Raw genomic sequence first — 15,903 nt, forward strand, 5'->3', positions numbered from 1 at the left:
TTGCGCGCCTCGCGGCGGGATGTCTGCGCCGGGACTCTTACACCGGGTCTCTTACACCGGGTCTTCGTCGCTGCGGGTGCCGAAGAGGATGTCGTCCCAGCTCGGGATCGAGGCGCGGCCCTTGCGCCCCGTGCGCTCGGGCGCCTCGCGCTCTCCGCTCTGCGCCTCGCGCGCGCGGCCCGTCCCCTCGGCGGCATCTCTGATTTCTGAGGCGTCGGGCTCGTCGTTCGCCGACGGCTGGGGGACGGCAGCGGGGCGGGAGGCAGCGAACTCCTCGTCGACATCGGACGCGACCCCGGCGCCCTGCCAGATGCTGCGCGCGCGCGGCGCGGCCTGCTCCACCTCCGCGGGGGCGGGAGCGGCCGGGGCGGGGCTGTTCGGGGCGCCGACCGCTGGGTGGGGCTCGATCCCGCCGCGATCGCGGTCGCGCTCGCCGCGCCGCTTGCGCAGCGCATCGAGCAGGTCTGCGGTCTGGCTCAGATCCGCGGGCGGTTGCGCCCCGGTCTTGATGGCGCGCTGATCGATCTCGCGCCGCCGCTCGTACTCCGCATGCGTATCCGAGAGGGTCGGTGCCGCACCGTCCTGCTGTGTATCGGGCGCGTCCTCTTCCGGCTCGTCGGCGAGATCGAGCGGCAACTGGGAGGCGTCGAAGGCATCGGAGTCGAAGCGGCCGGGCTGCTCTGCGGTGTCGACCGCGCGCAGCTTGGGGATCAGGCGATCCCCGACGTCCCCGAGCTTCGACAGGTTCACGGCGTCCGGATTGACGGGGGAGAGGGTTCCCTTGCGATGCTCGAACGCCCACACGGCTCGGTGGGCGACGTCGTGCGAGATGAACTCGAGACTGATCATCCAGCCGGTCTCGTCGTCTCGCCAGGACTCCCACTCGCTCGTGTCCGCGCCGAGCGCGAGCAGCCGCTCGGCGATTACCGCGCCGAAGCGCTGATCGGCCTCGTCGCTCGCCTCCGTGCGCACCGCGACGGCGTGCGCGCGTTCGAGAATGTATCGGCGCTCCGCCAGTACGGGCTCCGCATAGCGCTCGATGTCGGCCTCGTCGAGCTCCATCTCCTTCGCCACCTGGGCGCGCGACTTGCCGGCTCGGATGCGTGCCTGAATGTCGCGCGGGCGCACGCGGGAGGTGTCGCGCTCCCGACGGCCGAGGTGCCGGAGCTCGCTCAGCACGGCATCGTCGACCACGAGCCGGAACTCCTCGTCGGCCTCGTTGGCCACAATCAGCGACCGGTCATCGCGTCGCACAAAGCGCAGTTCGTCCATCGGCGCATCCCCTTCGTGATTCGCGATACAGGCTTGCACAGGCTCGGCGATTCGCCCGGCATTGACTCGGCGCGTGCCGAAGTCCGCCGATCCGCGCTACGCGCACAGAGAACTCGCAGTCCCAGAGTTTGCGCCCGACGCGCATCGTACGGCAGACTATGGCCGCTCGCAGGTTGGAGGTGCCGTCGCACGGCACGGGAATGCAGGAGAGAATGGCCACCGATTACGATGCCCCGCGCAAGTCCGAGGAAGATGCCGAGTCGATCGAGGCGCTGAAGGAACGCGGCCCCGCGAAGGGCGGTTCGGGACTCGATTCGGAGGACGCCGACAATCCCAGCATGTTCATCGGCGGATCCGACCTCTCGGACGTCGAGCTCGACGTCGTCGTGCTTCCTCAGCAGGACGACGAGTTCACCTGTGTCAGCTGCTTCCTGGTGCGTCACCGGTCGCAGATCGATCACGAGACCGATCTCGGACCGGTCTGCGCTGAGTGCTCGCACTGAGATCCGCTGAGGTACGCGTCGCCGGTTGATCGAGCGGAGCGAGTCGAAGCCATCACCTCGGGCATCTCCGCGCGCCGTGCGTGTTCACGAGTCGGAGACGCGGGCCGCTGCGATCGCATCAGCGAGGCGGCGGGGGTGCCGGGTGGTGAGGATCCAGACGGGTGCCGGGTCGGCCGGATCGACATTCTCGATGCGCACCCCGCGGGTGATCCACCCGCGCACGAGCAGAAAGCTGCGGGCGTCGAGGCCCGGGCCGATGGCGGCTCGAAGCGCCTCCGCGCCGAGCAGCTCGATCTCTCCCAGCTGATCGACCGGGATCGTGGCGCGGTCGGCGATGAGGCGTCCCTGCGCGACCCGGATAGTGGGACTGAGCAGCAGCATCGTGGCGGCGGCGATGATGTAGACGATCACTCCGGTCGGCACCGCGATCGCCGCATTGACGGGGGTCAATACGAGGGCCACCGCCGGCACGACGAGGAGCAGTGCGATGAAGAGGCCCGGTCCCGGGATGAGGCGCTCGCGATAGCTGCGGGTGGATACGTCGGGGGTCGTGGCTCCGGTCATGCCTCCCATTATCCTCTCCCCGGGCATCGCATCGGCCGGGAGCGGTTCCGGGTCACCCGCTCCAGCCCGATCCGATAGCCTGTCCGGGTGACCGACGTCGTAGAGATCCCCATCCGTGCCGAGTATCCCCCGCGCTACGCGCACCCCGGAGACGCCGGGGCCGATCTGCATGCCGCGGAGGCGGCCGAGATCGCTCCGGGAGAGCGCGCGCTGATCGGCACGGGCGTGTCCATCGCGCTGCCGGAGGGGTACGCCGCATTCGTGGTGCCCCGCAGCGGTCTGGCCGCGAAGCACGGCATCACCGTCGTCAACAGCCCCGGCACCGTCGACGCGGGATACCGCGGTGAGATCAAGGTCGTGCTCTTGAACACGGATCGCGAGCACACCTTTCGCGTCGAACCGGGGGACCGGATCGCCCAGGTGATCGTCATGCCGGTTTCGCGCGCCGTGTTCGCGCCGGTGCAGGAGCTGTCGGAGAGCGACCGGGGTGCGGGCGGGTTCGGGTCGACCGGCCTGCGGGACTGACGTTCGGGGAGCATTCGGGTCGCGCACGCGCGACCGCTGGTGGAGTCTCCGGAGCGGGGCTCGGACAAAGGAGTGATGAGGAAGATGAGCGAAGCAGAGCAGCGCGAAGGCGACGAGATCGAACTGCGCGAGCCGGCCGCGGTCGCATCGGACGACGCGAAGTCGGCCCCGGAAGACCGGGCCGACGCGGGCCCCTTCGACGCGAGTGAGGTTCCCGCGATGCGCCCGTACGTCGATCTCGGCGGGATCAAGGTGGCCCCCCGCGAGGGGCTCCAGCTGCGTCTCGAAGTCGACGAGCGCGCGAATCGGGTCGTGGCCGTCTCGCTCGAGTACGCGGAGTCGCTGCTGCAGGTGCAGGCGTTCGCGGCTCCGAAGTCCACGGGACTGTGGCACGGCGTGAGGGGCGAGCTCGCGCAGCAGATGACCGGGCAGGGAGCCGCCGTCTCCGAGGAGGCCGGCGCGCTCGGGCCCGAGCTGCTCGTGCGCAGTCAGGCATCCGCCGAGCAGGGCGGCGGCACCCGCATCGTGCGGTTCATCGCGGTCGACGGACCTCGCTGGATGCTGCGCGGGGTGATCATGGGCAAGGCGGCGGTCGACTCGGCGGCGCGCGACTCGGTGATCGACCTCTTCCGCGAGCTCGTGGTGGTGCGCGGCGAACAGCCGATGCCGCCGAGCGAGCTGCTGCCCCTGAAGGTGCCCGCGGGAGTGCAAGCCCAGCGTCAGCCCCAGGCGCAGGCGGCTGACCCCCAGGGCGAGGCCACGCAGGCGTGAGCACGCTTCCGGGGTCGGAGGGGGCCGACGAGCCGGTCCCTCGGGCAGATTCTGCGGCGACCCCCGGCGAGGGGCCTCGTCGCGCAGGTCTCGGGCGCGTCGTCGAAGCGGGGCTCCACGGGGAGTCGGTATCGGCGCGCGGGCTGCTGGAGGCGATCGGCGGTTGGCGAGGGATCGCCGAGACGCTGCTTCCCGCGACGGTGTATCTGGGCGTATACGTGTTCACGAGGGACGCTCGGATCTCGGCGATCGCACCGCTCATGCTGGCCGGCGCCGCGTTCGCCTGGCGACTGATCCGGCGCGAGCCGATGCAGGCCGCGCTCTCGGGTCTCATCGGCGTTGCCGTCTGCGTCGTGGTCACCCTGGTCACGGGACGCGGCGAAGACTACTTCCTGCCCGGCTTCTGGATCAACGGAGCGTGGATCGCGGCGCACACGATATCGCTGCTGGTGGGGTGGCCGCTCATCGGCCTCCTGCTCGGCTTTCTGCGCGGCTCGCTGACCGAGTGGCGCAGGGTGCCGCTGCTGCGTCGGGCGGCGCGACTGTGCACGCTGCTCTGGATCGCGGTGTTCGCGGCACGGCTGGTCGTGCAGCTGCCGCTCTACTTCGCGGCGCAGCGCGGCGATACCGCCGCCACCGACGCGCTCGGCCTGGCCAGGCTGCTCATGGGGGTGCCGCTCTTCGCCCTGGCCGCGATCCTGACCTGGCTCGTACTCAGTCGCGTATCTGCCGCGCTGGACGACCGCCCCCGGAGCGCCGATTCATCTGATGATCCCGCATCGAACTCCGTTGAAAACACGGGGCGCGACGCGGCCTCGGAGTGACGATACGGGAGCAGGATACGGTGTAGAATTATCTCGACATCGAGATACTTGAGTCTCGGCCGAGCCCGTCGGCCGAAGAACCACAGCCGGTCGGGCGCCCCGACCGGCGGACACTACGGAGGAGCCTCATGGGAGCCGTCAACAGCTTCGACGCGAAGAGCACTCTCGCCGTCGGCGAGCAGGACTACGAGATCTACCGGGTCGACCGGGTCCCCGGCCATGAGCGCCTGCCCTACAGCCTCAAGGTGCTGCTCGAGAACCTGCTCCGCACCGAGGACGGCGCCAACGTGACGCGGGCCCACATCGAGGCGCTCGGCGGGTGGGATCCCGCCGCCGAGCCGGACACCGAGATCCAGTTCACCCCGGCGCGCGTGCTCATGCAGGACTTCACCGGCGTGCCGTGCGTGGTCGACCTCGCCACCATGCGCGAGGCCGTGGTGGACCTCGGCGGCAGCCCGGATCGCATCAACCCGCTCGCCCCCGCCGAGATGGTCATCGACCACTCGGTCATCTCCGACGTCTACGGCACGCCCGGGGCTGCGGCGCGCAACGTCGAGATCGAGTACCAGCGCAACGGCGAGCGGTACCAGTTCCTGCGCTGGGGCCAGGGCGCGTTCGACGAGTTCAAGGTGGTGCCCCCGGGCACGGGAATCGTGCACCAGGTCAATATCGAGTACCTGGCTCGGGTCACCTTCGCGCGCGAGGTCGACGGCGTGCTCCAGGCGTACCCCGACACCTGCGTGGGCACCGACTCGCACACGACCATGGAGAACGGCCTCGGCGTGCTCGGCTGGGGCGTCGGCGGCATCGAGGCCGAGGCGGCCATGCTGGGCCAGCCCATCTCGATGCTCATCCCTCGGGTCGTCGGCTTCAAGCTCTCCGGGCAGATCCCCGCGGGCGTCACCGCGACGGACGTGGTGCTCACCATCACGCAGATGCTGCGCCAGCACGGCGTCGTCGGCAAGTTCGTCGAGTTCTACGGCGAGGGCGTCAGCTCGGTGCCGCTCGCGAATCGCGCCACCATCGGCAACATGAGCCCCGAGTTCGGCTCGACCGCTGCGATCTTCCCGGTCGACGACGTCACACTGGACTACCTGCGCCTCACCGGTCGCAGCGACGAGACGATCGAGCTCGTCAAGTCCTACACCCAGGCGCAGGGCATGTGGCACGATCCGTCGCGCGAGCCCGAATTCAGCGAGTACCTCGAGCTCGATCTGGGCACCGTGGTCTCCTCGATCGCCGGACCGAAGCGTCCGCAGGATCGCATCGAGCTGTCCCGCTCCAAGACGCAGTTCGAGACCGATCTGAAGAACTACGCGCAGGCCGCGAACCCCGCCACGGTGCGGGACCAGCAGGGGCGGGAGTTCGTGCTCGACCACGGTGCGGTCACCCTCGCCTCGATCACCTCCTGCACCAACACCTCGAACCCGTCGGTGATGCTCGCCGCCGGCGTGCTCGCGCGGAACGCCGCCGCGAAGGGCCTGCAGGCGAAGCCGTGGGTCAAGACCACTCTGGCGCCGGGGTCGAAGGTCGTCACCGACTACTACGAGAAGTCGGGCCTGAAGCAGGACCTCGAGGCGCTCGGCTTCTACACGGTGGGCTACGGCTGCGTCACCTGCATCGGCAACTCCGGGCCGCTGAACGAGGAGATCTCGCAGGCGGTCAACGACCACGACCTCGCAGTGACCGCGGTGCTCTCGGGCAACCGCAACTTCGAGGGCCGCATCAACCCCGACATCAAGATGAACTACCTGGCGAGCCCGCCGCTCGTGATCGCCTACTCGCTCGCCGGCACCATGGACTTCGACTTCGAGTCGCAGGCGCTGGGCCAGGATGAAGCGGGCAACGACGTCTTCCTGCGCGACATCTGGCCGGACCCGGTCGAGGTGCAGAAGATCGCCGACGAGTCGATCGACTCGGACATGTTCACCTCCAAGTACGCCACGGTCTTCGACGGCGATGAGCACTGGACCTCGCTGCCCACGCCCGACGGCAAGACCTTCGCGTGGGACGAGCGTTCGACCTACGTGCGCAAGGCGCCGTACTTCGACGGCATGCAGCTCGAGCCCTCGCCCGTGAGCGACATCTCCGGCGCGCGCGTGCTGCTCAAGCTGGGCGACTCGGTCACCACCGACCACATCAGCCCCGCCGGCAGCTTCAAGGCGGAGACCCCGGCCGGTCAGTACCTCGTCGCCAACGGCATCGCCCCGAAGGACTTCAACACCTACGGCTCGCGTCGCGGTAACCACGAGGTGATGATCCGCGGCACCTTCGCGAACATCCGCATCCGCAATCAGCTCCTCGCCGGCGAGAACGGCGGCGCGGGCGTCGAGGGCGGCTTCACCCGCGACTTCACGCAGGAGGGCGGTCCCCAGGCCTACGTCTACGACGCGGCTCAGAACTACCAGGCGGCCGGGGTGCCCCTGGTGGTGCTCGGCGGCAAGGAGTACGGATCGGGATCCTCGCGCGACTGGGCCGCCAAGGGCACGAGCCTGCTGGGCGTGAGGGCGGTCATCACCGAGAGCTTCGAGCGCATCCATCGCTCGAACCTGATCGGCATGGGCGTGCTTCCGCTGCAGTTCCCCCAGGGGCAGAGCGCCGACGACCTCGGGCTCGACGGCACCGAGACCTTCGATATCTCCGGTGTGGAGCAGCTGAACGAGGGCATCACCCCGAAGACGGTCGCGGTCACCGCGACCAAGGCCGACGGCTCGCAGGTGGCCTTCGACGCGGTGGTGCGCATCGACACCCCGGGCGAGGCGGACTACTACCGCAACGGCGGCATTCTGCAGTACGTGCTGCGCTCGCTGGTGTAGCCGCCGGCCGCGCGACGGGCTCGGGGCTGCGCGCGTCCCGAGCCCACCGCGGGCAGTAGACTGACGGCATGCTTGAGGGTATCGAGGGGCCGCGTGATCTGGACGGGCTGGATCCCGAAGAGCTGCGACAGCTCGCCGCCGAGATCCGGGAGTTCCTGATCGCCGAGGTCGCGAAGACCGGGGGCCATCTCGGGCCCAACCTCGGCGTGGTCGAGCTGACGATCGCCCTGCATCGCGTGTTCGACTCGCCGCGGGATCCCATCGTGTTCGACACGGGCCACCAGAGCTATGTGCACAAGCTGCTGACCGGGCGCAAGGACTTCGCCCGCCTGCGTCAGCGCGGGGGCCTCGCCGGATACCCGCAGCGAGCGGAGTCGCCGCACGACGTGGTCGAGAGCTCGCACGCCTCGAGCTCGTTGAGCTGGGCGGACGGGATCTCGCGGGCATTCGCGCGCCGTGCAGTCGCGGACCCCGAACAGGGCGATCGCCATGTGGTCGCCGTCGTGGGCGACGGCGCGCTCACCGGGGGAATGACCTGGGAAGCGCTGAACAACATCACGGACGACAACGATCGCAACCTCGTGATCGTCGTCAACGACAACGGCCGCTCGTACGCGCCCACCATCGGCGGCATGGCCCGCTTCCTCAACTCGGTGCGCACGACGTCGAGCTACCGGGAGCTGCAGGAGGGGAGCGAGAAGCTCTTCTCGGCGTTCGGCACGCCGGGCCGCACGGTCTACCGCGCCGCCCGCGGTGCCATGCGCGGCATCGCGAGCCGCGCCTCGGGAAACCAGGATCTGTACTCCAACCTCGACATCAAGTACGTCGGCCCGGTCGACGGGCACGATCTCGAGGCGGTCGAGCAGGCGCTGCGGCAGGCGAAGGAGTACGGCAGGCCGGCGCTCGTGCACGTGATTACGGAGAAGGGCCGCGGATACGCGCCGGCCGAGAACGACCTCGCCGACCAGTTCCACTCCGTCGGACGCATCGATCCGGGCAGCGGCGAGCCGATGCAGGAGTCGATCGGACGGAGCTGGACCTCCGTATTCCGCGAGCGGATCGTGGAGCTCGCCGAGGCCGACGAGCGCATCGTGGGCCTCACCGCAGCGATGCTCGCTCCGACGGGGCTCGACCTGCTCGCGGAGCGCCACCCCGAGCGCGTGATCGACGTCGGCATCGCCGAACAGCACGCCGTGACGAGCGCGGCGGGCCTCGCCTACGGCGGCCTGCATCCCGTGGTCGCGATCTACGCGACCTTCATGAACCGCGCGTTCGACCAGCTGCTCATGGACGTGGCCCTGCACCGGGCCGGCGTGACGTTCGTGCTCGACCGGGCGGGGATCACCGGGCCGGACGGCGCGAGCCACAACGGAGTCTGGGATCTCGCCACGCTGCAGATCGTCCCGGGCATCCGCATCGCCGCGCCGCGCGATGGGGCGACCCTGAGTGAGCTCCTGGGGGAGGCAGTGGCGGTCTCGGACGGCCCCACGGTCGTGCGGTACCCGAAGGGTGCGGCGGGCGCCCCGCTCCCGGCCCTGCACCGCACGGACGACGGCGTCGATGTGCTGCGCGAGGGCGATGCGGGCGAGTCGTCGAGCGACGTGCTCTTCGTGACGGTCGGGCCCATGGCGCGGGTGGCTCTGGAGGCCGCCGAGCTGCTCGCGGCGCAGGGGATCGACGCCACCGTGATCGATCCGAGGTGGGTCGTGCCGGTATCGCGGTCGGTGATCGACTTCGCCCGATCCCACCGACTCGTCGTCAGCCTGGAGGACGGGATCCGCGTGGGCGGCGTGGGCACTCGGATCCGGCAGGCCCTCAGGGACGCCGGCGTGGACACCGGGGTGAGCGAGCTCGGCACCCCCGACGAGTTCCCCGAGCACGCGTCTCGCGGCGAGCTGCTCGAGGAGGCGGGCCTCACCGCCGCACGCATCGCCGCGGATGTGGCGGCTCAGGTGCGCGGCGAGCGGGTCCCGATCGCTCGCCCCGAGGGGCTCGCAGCCGACTGAGCGAGCGGTGCGAGCCGAAACCTGATTTCTCTCGAGATTTCGGCTCGCACCGCTCGCTCAACCGGCGGCCGGCGCTAGTGCGCTCCCGCGATGCGGGGCTCGTGGAACGCCCGCCCGAAGGTGCGCTCGCTCGCTCCCACGCGATCCAGGTACGGGGTTGCGCCCCCGGCCTGGAACGGCCAGCCCGCGCCGAGGATCAAGCACAGGTCGATGTCCTCGGCCGCTGCGACCACGCCCTCGTCGAGCATGATCCGGATCTCGCCCGCAAGCTCGTCCTCGACCCGCCGCAGGATCTCCTCTTCGCTCACCGGGGTCTTGCCCAGTGCCACGGCCTTCTTCCCGGCCTTCGAGAGATCCTCGACCTTGCCCAGCTTGGTCTTGTTCAGCGGCTCCTCGACCTCTGCCAGGCGGTGCAGATTCTCCGACGCGTAGAAGCGCTCGGGGAACGCGCCGACCATCGTGTCCTGCACGTGAGCGGCGACCTTCCAGCCGACCAGGTCGATCAGCTCGAACGGCCCCATCGGCAGACCGATGGGCGCGAGCGCACGCTCCACCACCGGCATCGGCGTTCCCTCGTCGAGGGCCCGCGCCGCCTCGCCCATCACCTTTGCGAGGAGGCGATTGACCACGAAGCCGGGCCGGTCCGCGGTGATGACCGCGCTCTTGCCGAGCTTCTTGGCGACCGCCATCGCGGTCGCCAGCGTCGCGTCGTCGGTGCTCGGCGTCTTGACGACCTCGATGAGGGGCATCACCGCGACCGGGTTGAAGAAGTGGAATCCGACGAGCCGCTCGGGGTGCTCGAGTTGCGCCCCGATCTCTTCGACCGACAGCGAAGAGGTGTTGGTCGCGATCACGGCCTCGGGGGAGATGATCGGCTCGATCTCGGCGAAGACCTGCTGCTTCACGCCGAGTTCCTCGAAGACGGCTTCGATCACCCAGTCGCAGTCTGCATAGCGGGTCTTGTCGGTCGTTCCGCTGACAAGCGCCCGGACCTGGTTTGCGTCGTCCGCGGTCAGCCGGCCCTTCTCCTGCATCTTGTCGATCTCGCCACGGATGTACGCGAGACCCTTGTCGACGCGCGACTGGTCGAGGTCGGTGATGAGCACGGGCACCCGCAGCTTGCGTGCGAAGAGCAGCGCGAACTGGCTGGCCATCAGGCCCGCCCCGATCACGCCGACCTTCTTGACGGGCTTCGCGAGCTCCTTTTCAGGAGCGCCGGCGGGACGCTTCGCGCGCTTCTGCACGAGATCGAAGGCGTAGATCGAGGCGGCGAACTGATCGCCCGAGATCAGCTCGGCGAGCGCCTCGTCCTCGCGCTCGAACCCGCGCTCGAGATCGTTGTCCTTGGCTGCGCTGAGCAGATCGAGCGCAATGTAGGGCGCCTTGGCCGCCGTGCCCATGCGCGCCTTCAACGTGTCGCGCGCGATCTTGATCGCGGCCGGCCACTTGGTGAGGCGCTCGAGCTTTCCGGGCACGTTCGGACGATCGACCTTCACCGCTCCCGTGATCACGCCATCGGCCCACGCGACGGACCGCTCGATGAAGCTGGCGGCTCCGAACATCACGTCGAAGAGCCCGAGTTCTCGGGCCTGCTTCGGCTTGAGCATGCGGTTGTTCTTGAGCGGGTTCGAGACGATGACCTCGAGCGCGTTCTCGATGCCGATGAGGTTCGGCACGATGGTGGCGCCACCCCAGCCCGGGATGATCCCGAGGAACACCTCGGGGAAGGCGAGAGCCGCGGCCGACGAGTCGAGGGTGCGGTAGTCGCAGTGGAGCGCGATCTCCATCGCACCGCCGAGCGCGAGACCGTTGACGAAGGCGAACGAGGGCACGCCCAGCGTGCCGAGCTTGCCGAGCACGAAGTGCCCGTACTGCGCCATCAGGCGGGCGTTCTCCTCGGTGGCGAGGGTCGAGACCTTCGAGAGGTCGGCGCCGGCCGCGAAGATGAACGGCTTTCCGGTAATCGCCAGCGCGGCGATCTCACCGGATGCCGCGCGTTCGCGCTGCGCGTCGAGCACTCGCGCGAGGCCCTGCAGCGTGCGCGGGCCGAGCGTGTTGGGGCGCGTGTGGTCGCGACCGTTGTCGAGGGTGACGAGCGCCAGCGTGCCCCCGGAGGGGAGTGCGATGTCGCGTACGAACGATTCGGTGACGACCTCGTCGGCTGAGGCCTCGATGATGGGCGTGAAGTCGATGCTGCTGTAGTCGGTCATGGCTGCCTACTTGCCCTTCTTGCCGTCGAAGCGGGGGTTCTCCCAGATGGCGGTGCCGCCCTGTCCCAGACCGACGCACATCGCGGTGACGCCGTAGCGCACGTCGGGGCGCTGCTCGAACTGCCGGGCCAGCTGGATCATGAGCCGCACACCGGAGGCGGCGAGCGGGTGGCCGAACGCGATGGCGCCGCCCCAGGGGTTGACGCGCGGGTCGTCGTCGGCGATCCCGAAGTGGTCGGTGAAGGAGAGCACCTGCACGGCGAAGGCCTCGTTGAGTTCGAAGAGCCCGATGTCGTCGATACCGAGACCGGCACGCCGCAGCGCCTTCTCGGTCGACGGCACGGGCCCGAGCCCCATCACCTCCGGCTGCACGCCCGCGAACCCGAATCCGACGAGCTTCATCTTGGCGGTGAGCCCGAGTTCCTTAGCGGTATCGGCGCCGGCGAGGAGTGACACGGTTGCTCCGTCGGTGAGCGGCGAGGCGTTGCCCGCGGTGACCCGTCCGTGCGGCCGGAAGGGGGTCTTGAGCCCCGCGAGACCCTCCATAGTGGTCTCGGGGCGCCGGCCCTCGTCCTCGGTCGCGAGCCCCCAGCCCGCTCCCGAGCGCGTCGCCACCGGAACGAGGTCGGCCTGGATGTCCCCGCGATCGTAAGCGGCCTGCACCTTGTGCTGGCTCAGCATCCCGAAGCGGTCGGCGCGCTCCTTGGTGAGATCCGGGAAGCGGTCGTGCAGCCGCTCGGCGGTGATCCCCATGTTCAGCGCGTCGGGGCTGACGAGCTTCTCGGCGACGAACCGGGGATTGGGATCGGCATCGAGACCGATGGGGTGGCGCCCCATGTGCTCCACGCCTCCGGCGATCGCCAGGTCGTACTGCCCCGCACCGATTGCGGCTCCCATGAACGAGGCCACCGTGAGCGCCCCGGCGCACATGCGGTCGAGCGCGAATCCCGGCACCGTGACGGGCAGGCCGGCGAGGATCGCCACCGTGCGGCCGAGGGTCAGCCCTTGATCGCCCTGCTGGGTCGTCGCGGCGATGCCCACGTCATCGATGCGGTCGAGCGGGAGGTCCGGGTGGCGTTCGAGCAATCCCTGCAGCGCCTTGACGGCAAGGTCGTCGGCCCGCGTTCCCGCGTACATTCCCTTTTCTCCAGCGCGTCCGAACGGGGTGCGCACCCCGTCTACGAACACGACCTCTCTCATTGCGGCCACTTCGCCTCCATAGGTATGTGAACTGCGTCCCCACCCATCCTAGAGACGCAGTCTCACTTTTGGGAGCCTCCGTCAGGATTCACGGGAATCCGGTGCATCTCGCGAAAAAATGTTATTAGAAGTCTACAAATGACGCTGCGATAATTGGTGTAGTTATGCCAATCTGCCAGTCCCTCGCTCCGAGCTCCTTGAGACGGAGTGCGATTGCGTCCGGAGTTGGCGGGACCGGTGGCATCCACGTCACGGCACGGAGATGGTCGGGCGTCAGCAGATTCTCTACGGGGATGTGCCGGCGCTCGGCCTCGGCGACGATGCCCGCTCGGGCTGCGGCCAGACGCGCTGCGGCCTCGGGGTGGCGTTGCGGCCATCCGCGGTGGTGAGGAATCGAGCCGGGCTCGCGCGTCTTCGGCCCCGGCAGATCGTCGGTCGTCTTGCCCGCGAGCACGGCTCTCCACCAACGGTCGAGTTCGGTGCGGCTGGCTCGTCCGCGGAAGGCCTGCAGACGCGCGAGATCGTTCCGGGAACGGGGATTCGCGGCCGCTGCGGCCACGATCGAGGCGTCGGGGATCAGACGTCCCGGGGCCAGATCCCGCTCCCTGGCGAGTGCGTCGCGGGCGAGCCAGAGCTCGCGCGCGATCGCGAGCGAGCGCGGGGTCCGCAGAGCGTGGCCGCCCGAGAGCTTGCGCCAGGGCTCGGCCGGCCGAGGCTTCTCCGGGCGCGTGCGCACCGCTTCGAACTCCTGAAGCGCGAAGTCGGTCTTCCCCTGCTGTTCGAGATCGCGCAGCACGGCGTCTCTGAGGTCGGGCAGGAGTGCGACATCGAGTGCCGCGTACTCCAGCCAGGGCTCGGGCAGGGGGCGCTGAGACCAGTCGGCTGCGGAGTGCGCCTTCTCCAGTGCGATCCCGAGGAGCGACTCCACGATGGATCCGAGCCCCACTCGCTCGTACCCGAGGAGTCGCGCGGCGAGCTCCGTGTCGAACAGCGTCGGCGGACGCAGCCCGAGCGCGTCGAGGCAGGGGATGTCCTGGCTCGCCGCGTGCAGGATCCACTCCTCGTCGCCGACCGCCTCGGCCAGCGGGGCGAAGCTGCTCAGTTCCGTCGGGTCGAACAGGAACGGACGCGCCCCGCGGCGGAACATCTGCACGAGATACGCCTCGGCGCCGTAGCGGAAGCCCGATGCGCGCTCGGCATCGACCCCGATCGGGCCGGATCCGGACGCGAGCGCTTCTGCGGCGCGCTCGAGTTCGCGGTCGTCGGTGACGAGCGACCAGTTCGTGTCGAGTTCGGACTGCTCGACCATCGGTTAGACGCCCTCGCCATGAGGCAGGCCGGCGAGCAGGCACAGGAGTTCGGACCAGGCCTCCGCGTGTGCGGCGAAGTCGGTGCCGAGCGGGGTCCACGACGCCCGCAACTCGATCTGCGCGGCATCGCCCTGCGCCTCCAGCGTTCCGAATCCGCTCGACAGCGTCTTCGTCGCGGTCCCGGAGAGGTAGGTGTAGTCGGTGCCCCGCGCATCGAGCGCGTCGACCAGCCATGACCAGGCCACATCCGAGATGAAGGGATCGACGCCGATCTCGACCTCGAGCGGCGCCTGCGCGAAGCATACGACTCGGAACGGCGAGCCCCACTCGTCGGCAGAAGCGGGATCGCGCATCAGCACGAAGCGACCGGCCCCGTGGTGGGAGTCGATCGTGCCCTCGGGAGTCAGTCCGCGACGGGGGCCGCGGGCGACGCCTGCGGCAAGCGCGATCGACTGCGGCGCGATGCGCTCGGGGGCGGGGATCTCCTCGACAACGAGTTCGGCTCGCAGCCGCGCCTCACGGATCTGTTCGGCGGCGACACTGAATTCAACGGACTCTTGCCCGATCCTTGCCATCACACGGGAAACTCTAGAGTTTGCTGAGAACGGCGACCGGGTGCCACGCCGGGAAGCAGCCGATCCCCGCCGCCGGATGGTGTCTTCCCGCAGCCCGATGGCATCCCGGCGCCGGCCGCGAGTAGAGTCGTGGGTATGGGGCAGTGGGAACACAGACTCGGTCGAGCGCTCGGAATCGGCGCCGGCGCCGCAGCGGTCGGGGTCATCGCAGTCGCCGCCATCGGGACGCTGCTCGCCCGCAAGGCGGTGACGCCGGCTGAGGCCGAGGCTCTCGTGCGGGTGACGCGCCTACAGCGCGATTCGGACGCCACCATCGCCTGGCTGCGCGGACCCGACAGCGCGCTGCCGGGACGCTACTCGCTGCTCTTCGATCGAGCATCCGGGCATGCTCGGCTCGGGCCGGTGCTCGCTCGGGGGCAGGACGGCGTGGCCCGCGAGGTGCTGCGCGTAGACCGCGGCGATCTCCGGGAGGGCGTCACTGCGCGCCTCACGGGCTGGTGGTACACGGATCCCGCGGAGCTCGGATACCGCACCGAACGGATCTTCTACCCCACCGAGCACGGGGACGCCGAAGCCTGGCTGGTGCATCCGAGACGGGCGCGGAAGAAGCGCTGGGCGATCCACGTGCACGGTCGTGGAGCACTGCCCGAGGAGGCGATCCGCGGGGTGGCCCCATTGGCCAGGGCCGGCGTCACGAGCCTCGTCATCAGCTACCGCAACGACCCGGGTGCGCCGCTCGGCGACCACGGCCGCTACGGAGTGGGCATCGCCGAGAGCCGGGATGTCGAGGCCGCGATGGACGAGGCGGTGCGCCGCGGCGCCGAGCGCGTCACGCTCTTCGGCTGGTCGATGGGCGGCACCGCGTGCCTGGTCGCCGCGGCCCGGGGATCATATCGGGGCATCCTCGACGGGCTGATCCTGGATTCTCCCGCGATCGATTGGAGCGCTCTGCTGCGCCACCACGCCGCCGGACGGTCCGCGCCGCGATTCGTCGCAGACCTCGGGATCGAGCTGCTGGGACGCGGCATCGTGCGCGCCGGCGAGCCGGGCGGTCTCGCCATCCGGGGCCTCAGCGCCGCGGCGTTCGCCACGGCCGTCGACGTGCCCGTGCTGATCCACGCGAGCGAGGAGGACACGTTCGTGCCCTGCGACGGGGCGCGGAGATTCGCCGAGGCGAGCCCGGCGCTCGTTCAGCTTCGGCTGCAGCGGCACGGCGAGCACGTCAAGCTGTGGAATGTCGATCCCGAATCGTGGGAACGCGTCACCGAGCAGTTCGCGCGCGCGCTGCCGCGGCCCGGGTGGCGCGGCTGAGGTATGGGCGACGACC

General features: G+C 69.7%; 13 protein-coding genes. 7 read left to right on the forward strand and 6 right to left on the reverse strand.

The features are described from left to right. Window positions 1-51: 51 nt before the first annotated feature. The gene (sepH, locus tag EVS81_RS00540; RefSeq protein ID WP_130108665.1) at window positions 52-1,272 is read right to left on the reverse strand and encodes a septation protein SepH; all 1,221 of its coding nucleotides are present in this window, start codon (window positions 1,270-1,272) and stop codon (window positions 52-54) included. A 212-nt stretch (window positions 1,273-1,484) separates the two neighbouring features. Between sepH and EVS81_RS00545 the strand changes: the two genes are divergently transcribed. Continuing rightward, a complete protein-coding gene (locus tag EVS81_RS00545) occupies window positions 1,485-1,775 on the forward strand; it encodes a DUF4193 domain-containing protein (protein WP_130108666.1) in 291 nt (96 codons plus the stop codon). Window positions 1,776-1,859: 84 nt separating this feature from the next. Here the strand turns inward: EVS81_RS00545 and EVS81_RS00550 are convergent, their stop codons facing one another. Continuing rightward, window positions 1,860-2,339: a DUF3093 domain-containing protein gene (locus EVS81_RS00550; RefSeq protein ID WP_130108667.1), complete on the reverse strand. Its 480-nt coding sequence runs from the start codon at window positions 2,337-2,339 to the stop codon at window positions 1,860-1,862. 87 nt (window positions 2,340-2,426) lie between these two features. Here EVS81_RS00550 and dut point away from each other — a divergent pair, with 87 nt between their 5' ends. The 5 genes from dut (at window position 2,427) to dxs (ending at window position 9,281) form a co-directional block, all read left to right on the forward strand. Next, window positions 2,427-2,864 (forward strand): dUTP diphosphatase, encoded by a 438-nt coding sequence (dut, locus tag EVS81_RS00555; protein WP_130108668.1) that lies wholly within the window; start codon window positions 2,427-2,429, stop codon window positions 2,862-2,864. An 84-nt stretch (window positions 2,865-2,948) separates the two neighbouring features. After that, window positions 2,949-3,635 carry a DUF3710 domain-containing protein gene (locus tag EVS81_RS00560; RefSeq protein ID WP_205879361.1) on the forward strand — a complete coding sequence of 229 codons (687 nt, stop codon included), beginning with the start codon at window positions 2,949-2,951 and terminating at the stop codon, window positions 3,633-3,635. Continuing rightward, window positions 3,632-4,459 (forward strand): DUF3159 domain-containing protein, encoded by an 828-nt coding sequence (locus tag EVS81_RS00565; protein WP_130108670.1) that lies wholly within the window; start codon window positions 3,632-3,634, stop codon window positions 4,457-4,459. Before EVS81_RS00560 ends, EVS81_RS00565 begins: the two co-directional genes overlap by 4 nt. 128 nt (window positions 4,460-4,587) lie before the next feature. After that, window positions 4,588-7,275 (forward strand): aconitate hydratase AcnA, encoded by a 2,688-nt coding sequence (gene acnA, locus EVS81_RS00570; RefSeq protein ID WP_130108671.1) that lies wholly within the window; start codon window positions 4,588-4,590, stop codon window positions 7,273-7,275. Window positions 7,276-7,343: 68 nt separating this feature from the next. Continuing rightward, window positions 7,344-9,281: a 1-deoxy-D-xylulose-5-phosphate synthase gene (dxs, locus tag EVS81_RS00575; RefSeq protein WP_130108672.1), complete on the forward strand. Its 1,938-nt coding sequence runs from the start codon at window positions 7,344-7,346 to the stop codon at window positions 9,279-9,281. A gap of 74 nt (window positions 9,282-9,355) precedes the next feature. Here the strand turns inward: dxs and EVS81_RS00580 are convergent, their stop codons facing one another. The 4 genes from EVS81_RS00580 to EVS81_RS00595 form a co-directional block, all read right to left on the reverse strand. Continuing rightward, window positions 9,356-11,491: a 3-hydroxyacyl-CoA dehydrogenase NAD-binding domain-containing protein gene (locus EVS81_RS00580; protein ID WP_130108673.1), complete on the reverse strand. Its 2,136-nt coding sequence runs from the start codon at window positions 11,489-11,491 to the stop codon at window positions 9,356-9,358. Window positions 11,492-11,497: 6 nt separating this feature from the next. After that, complete coding sequence (locus tag EVS81_RS00585) at window positions 11,498-12,691, reverse strand: thiolase family protein (protein ID WP_420813271.1); 1,194 nt, start codon at window positions 12,689-12,691, stop codon at window positions 11,498-11,500. Window positions 12,692-12,815: 124 nt separating this feature from the next. Continuing rightward, window positions 12,816-14,000 (reverse strand): HRDC domain-containing protein, encoded by a 1,185-nt coding sequence (locus EVS81_RS00590; RefSeq protein ID WP_130108675.1) that lies wholly within the window; start codon window positions 13,998-14,000, stop codon window positions 12,816-12,818. A gap of 3 nt (window positions 14,001-14,003) precedes the next feature. Beyond that, window positions 14,004-14,576, reverse strand: a complete 573-nt coding sequence (locus tag EVS81_RS00595; protein WP_130111207.1) for a DUF3000 domain-containing protein — start codon at window positions 14,574-14,576, stop codon at window positions 14,004-14,006. A 135-nt stretch (window positions 14,577-14,711) separates the two neighbouring features. Here EVS81_RS00595 and EVS81_RS00600 point away from each other — a divergent pair, with 135 nt between their 5' ends. After that, complete coding sequence (locus tag EVS81_RS00600) at window positions 14,712-15,887, forward strand: alpha/beta hydrolase family protein (RefSeq protein ID WP_130108676.1); 1,176 nt, start codon at window positions 14,712-14,714, stop codon at window positions 15,885-15,887. The last annotated feature ends 16 nt before the right edge of the window (window positions 15,888-15,903 follow it).

Source organism: Leucobacter triazinivorans, from assembly GCF_004208635.1.
Lineage (GTDB): Bacteria > Actinomycetota > Actinomycetes > Actinomycetales > Microbacteriaceae > Leucobacter > Leucobacter triazinivorans.

Bases quoted from the DNA above. Each gene is read 5' to 3' on its own strand.
- sepH (WP_130108665.1), bottom strand. From the start codon at position 1,272: ATGGACGAACTGCGCTTTGTGCGACGCGATGACCGGTCGCTGATTGTG.
- EVS81_RS00545 (WP_130108666.1), top strand. From the start codon at position 1,485: ATGGCCACCGATTACGATGCCCCGCGCAAGTCCGAGGAAGATGCCGAG.
- EVS81_RS00550 (WP_130108667.1), bottom strand. From the start codon at position 2,339: ATGACCGGAGCCACGACCCCCGACGTATCCACCCGCAGCTATCGCGAG.
- EVS81_RS00560 (WP_205879361.1), top strand. From the start codon at position 2,949: ATGAGCGAAGCAGAGCAGCGCGAAGGCGACGAGATCGAACTGCGCGAG.
- acnA (WP_130108671.1), top strand. From the start codon at position 4,588: ATGGGAGCCGTCAACAGCTTCGACGCGAAGAGCACTCTCGCCGTCGGC.
- dxs (WP_130108672.1), top strand. From the start codon at position 7,344: ATGCTTGAGGGTATCGAGGGGCCGCGTGATCTGGACGGGCTGGATCCC.
- EVS81_RS00580 (WP_130108673.1), bottom strand. From the start codon at position 11,491: ATGACCGACTACAGCAGCATCGACTTCACGCCCATCATCGAGGCCTCA.
- EVS81_RS00585 (WP_420813271.1), bottom strand. From the start codon at position 12,691: ATGAGAGAGGTCGTGTTCGTAGACGGGGTGCGCACCCCGTTCGGACGC.
- EVS81_RS00590 (WP_130108675.1), bottom strand. From the start codon at position 14,000: ATGGTCGAGCAGTCCGAACTCGACACGAACTGGTCGCTCGTCACCGAC.
- EVS81_RS00595 (WP_130111207.1), bottom strand. From the start codon at position 14,576: ATGGCAAGGATCGGGCAAGAGTCCGTTGAATTCAGTGTCGCCGCCGAA.
- EVS81_RS00600 (WP_130108676.1), top strand. From the start codon at position 14,712: ATGGGGCAGTGGGAACACAGACTCGGTCGAGCGCTCGGAATCGGCGCC.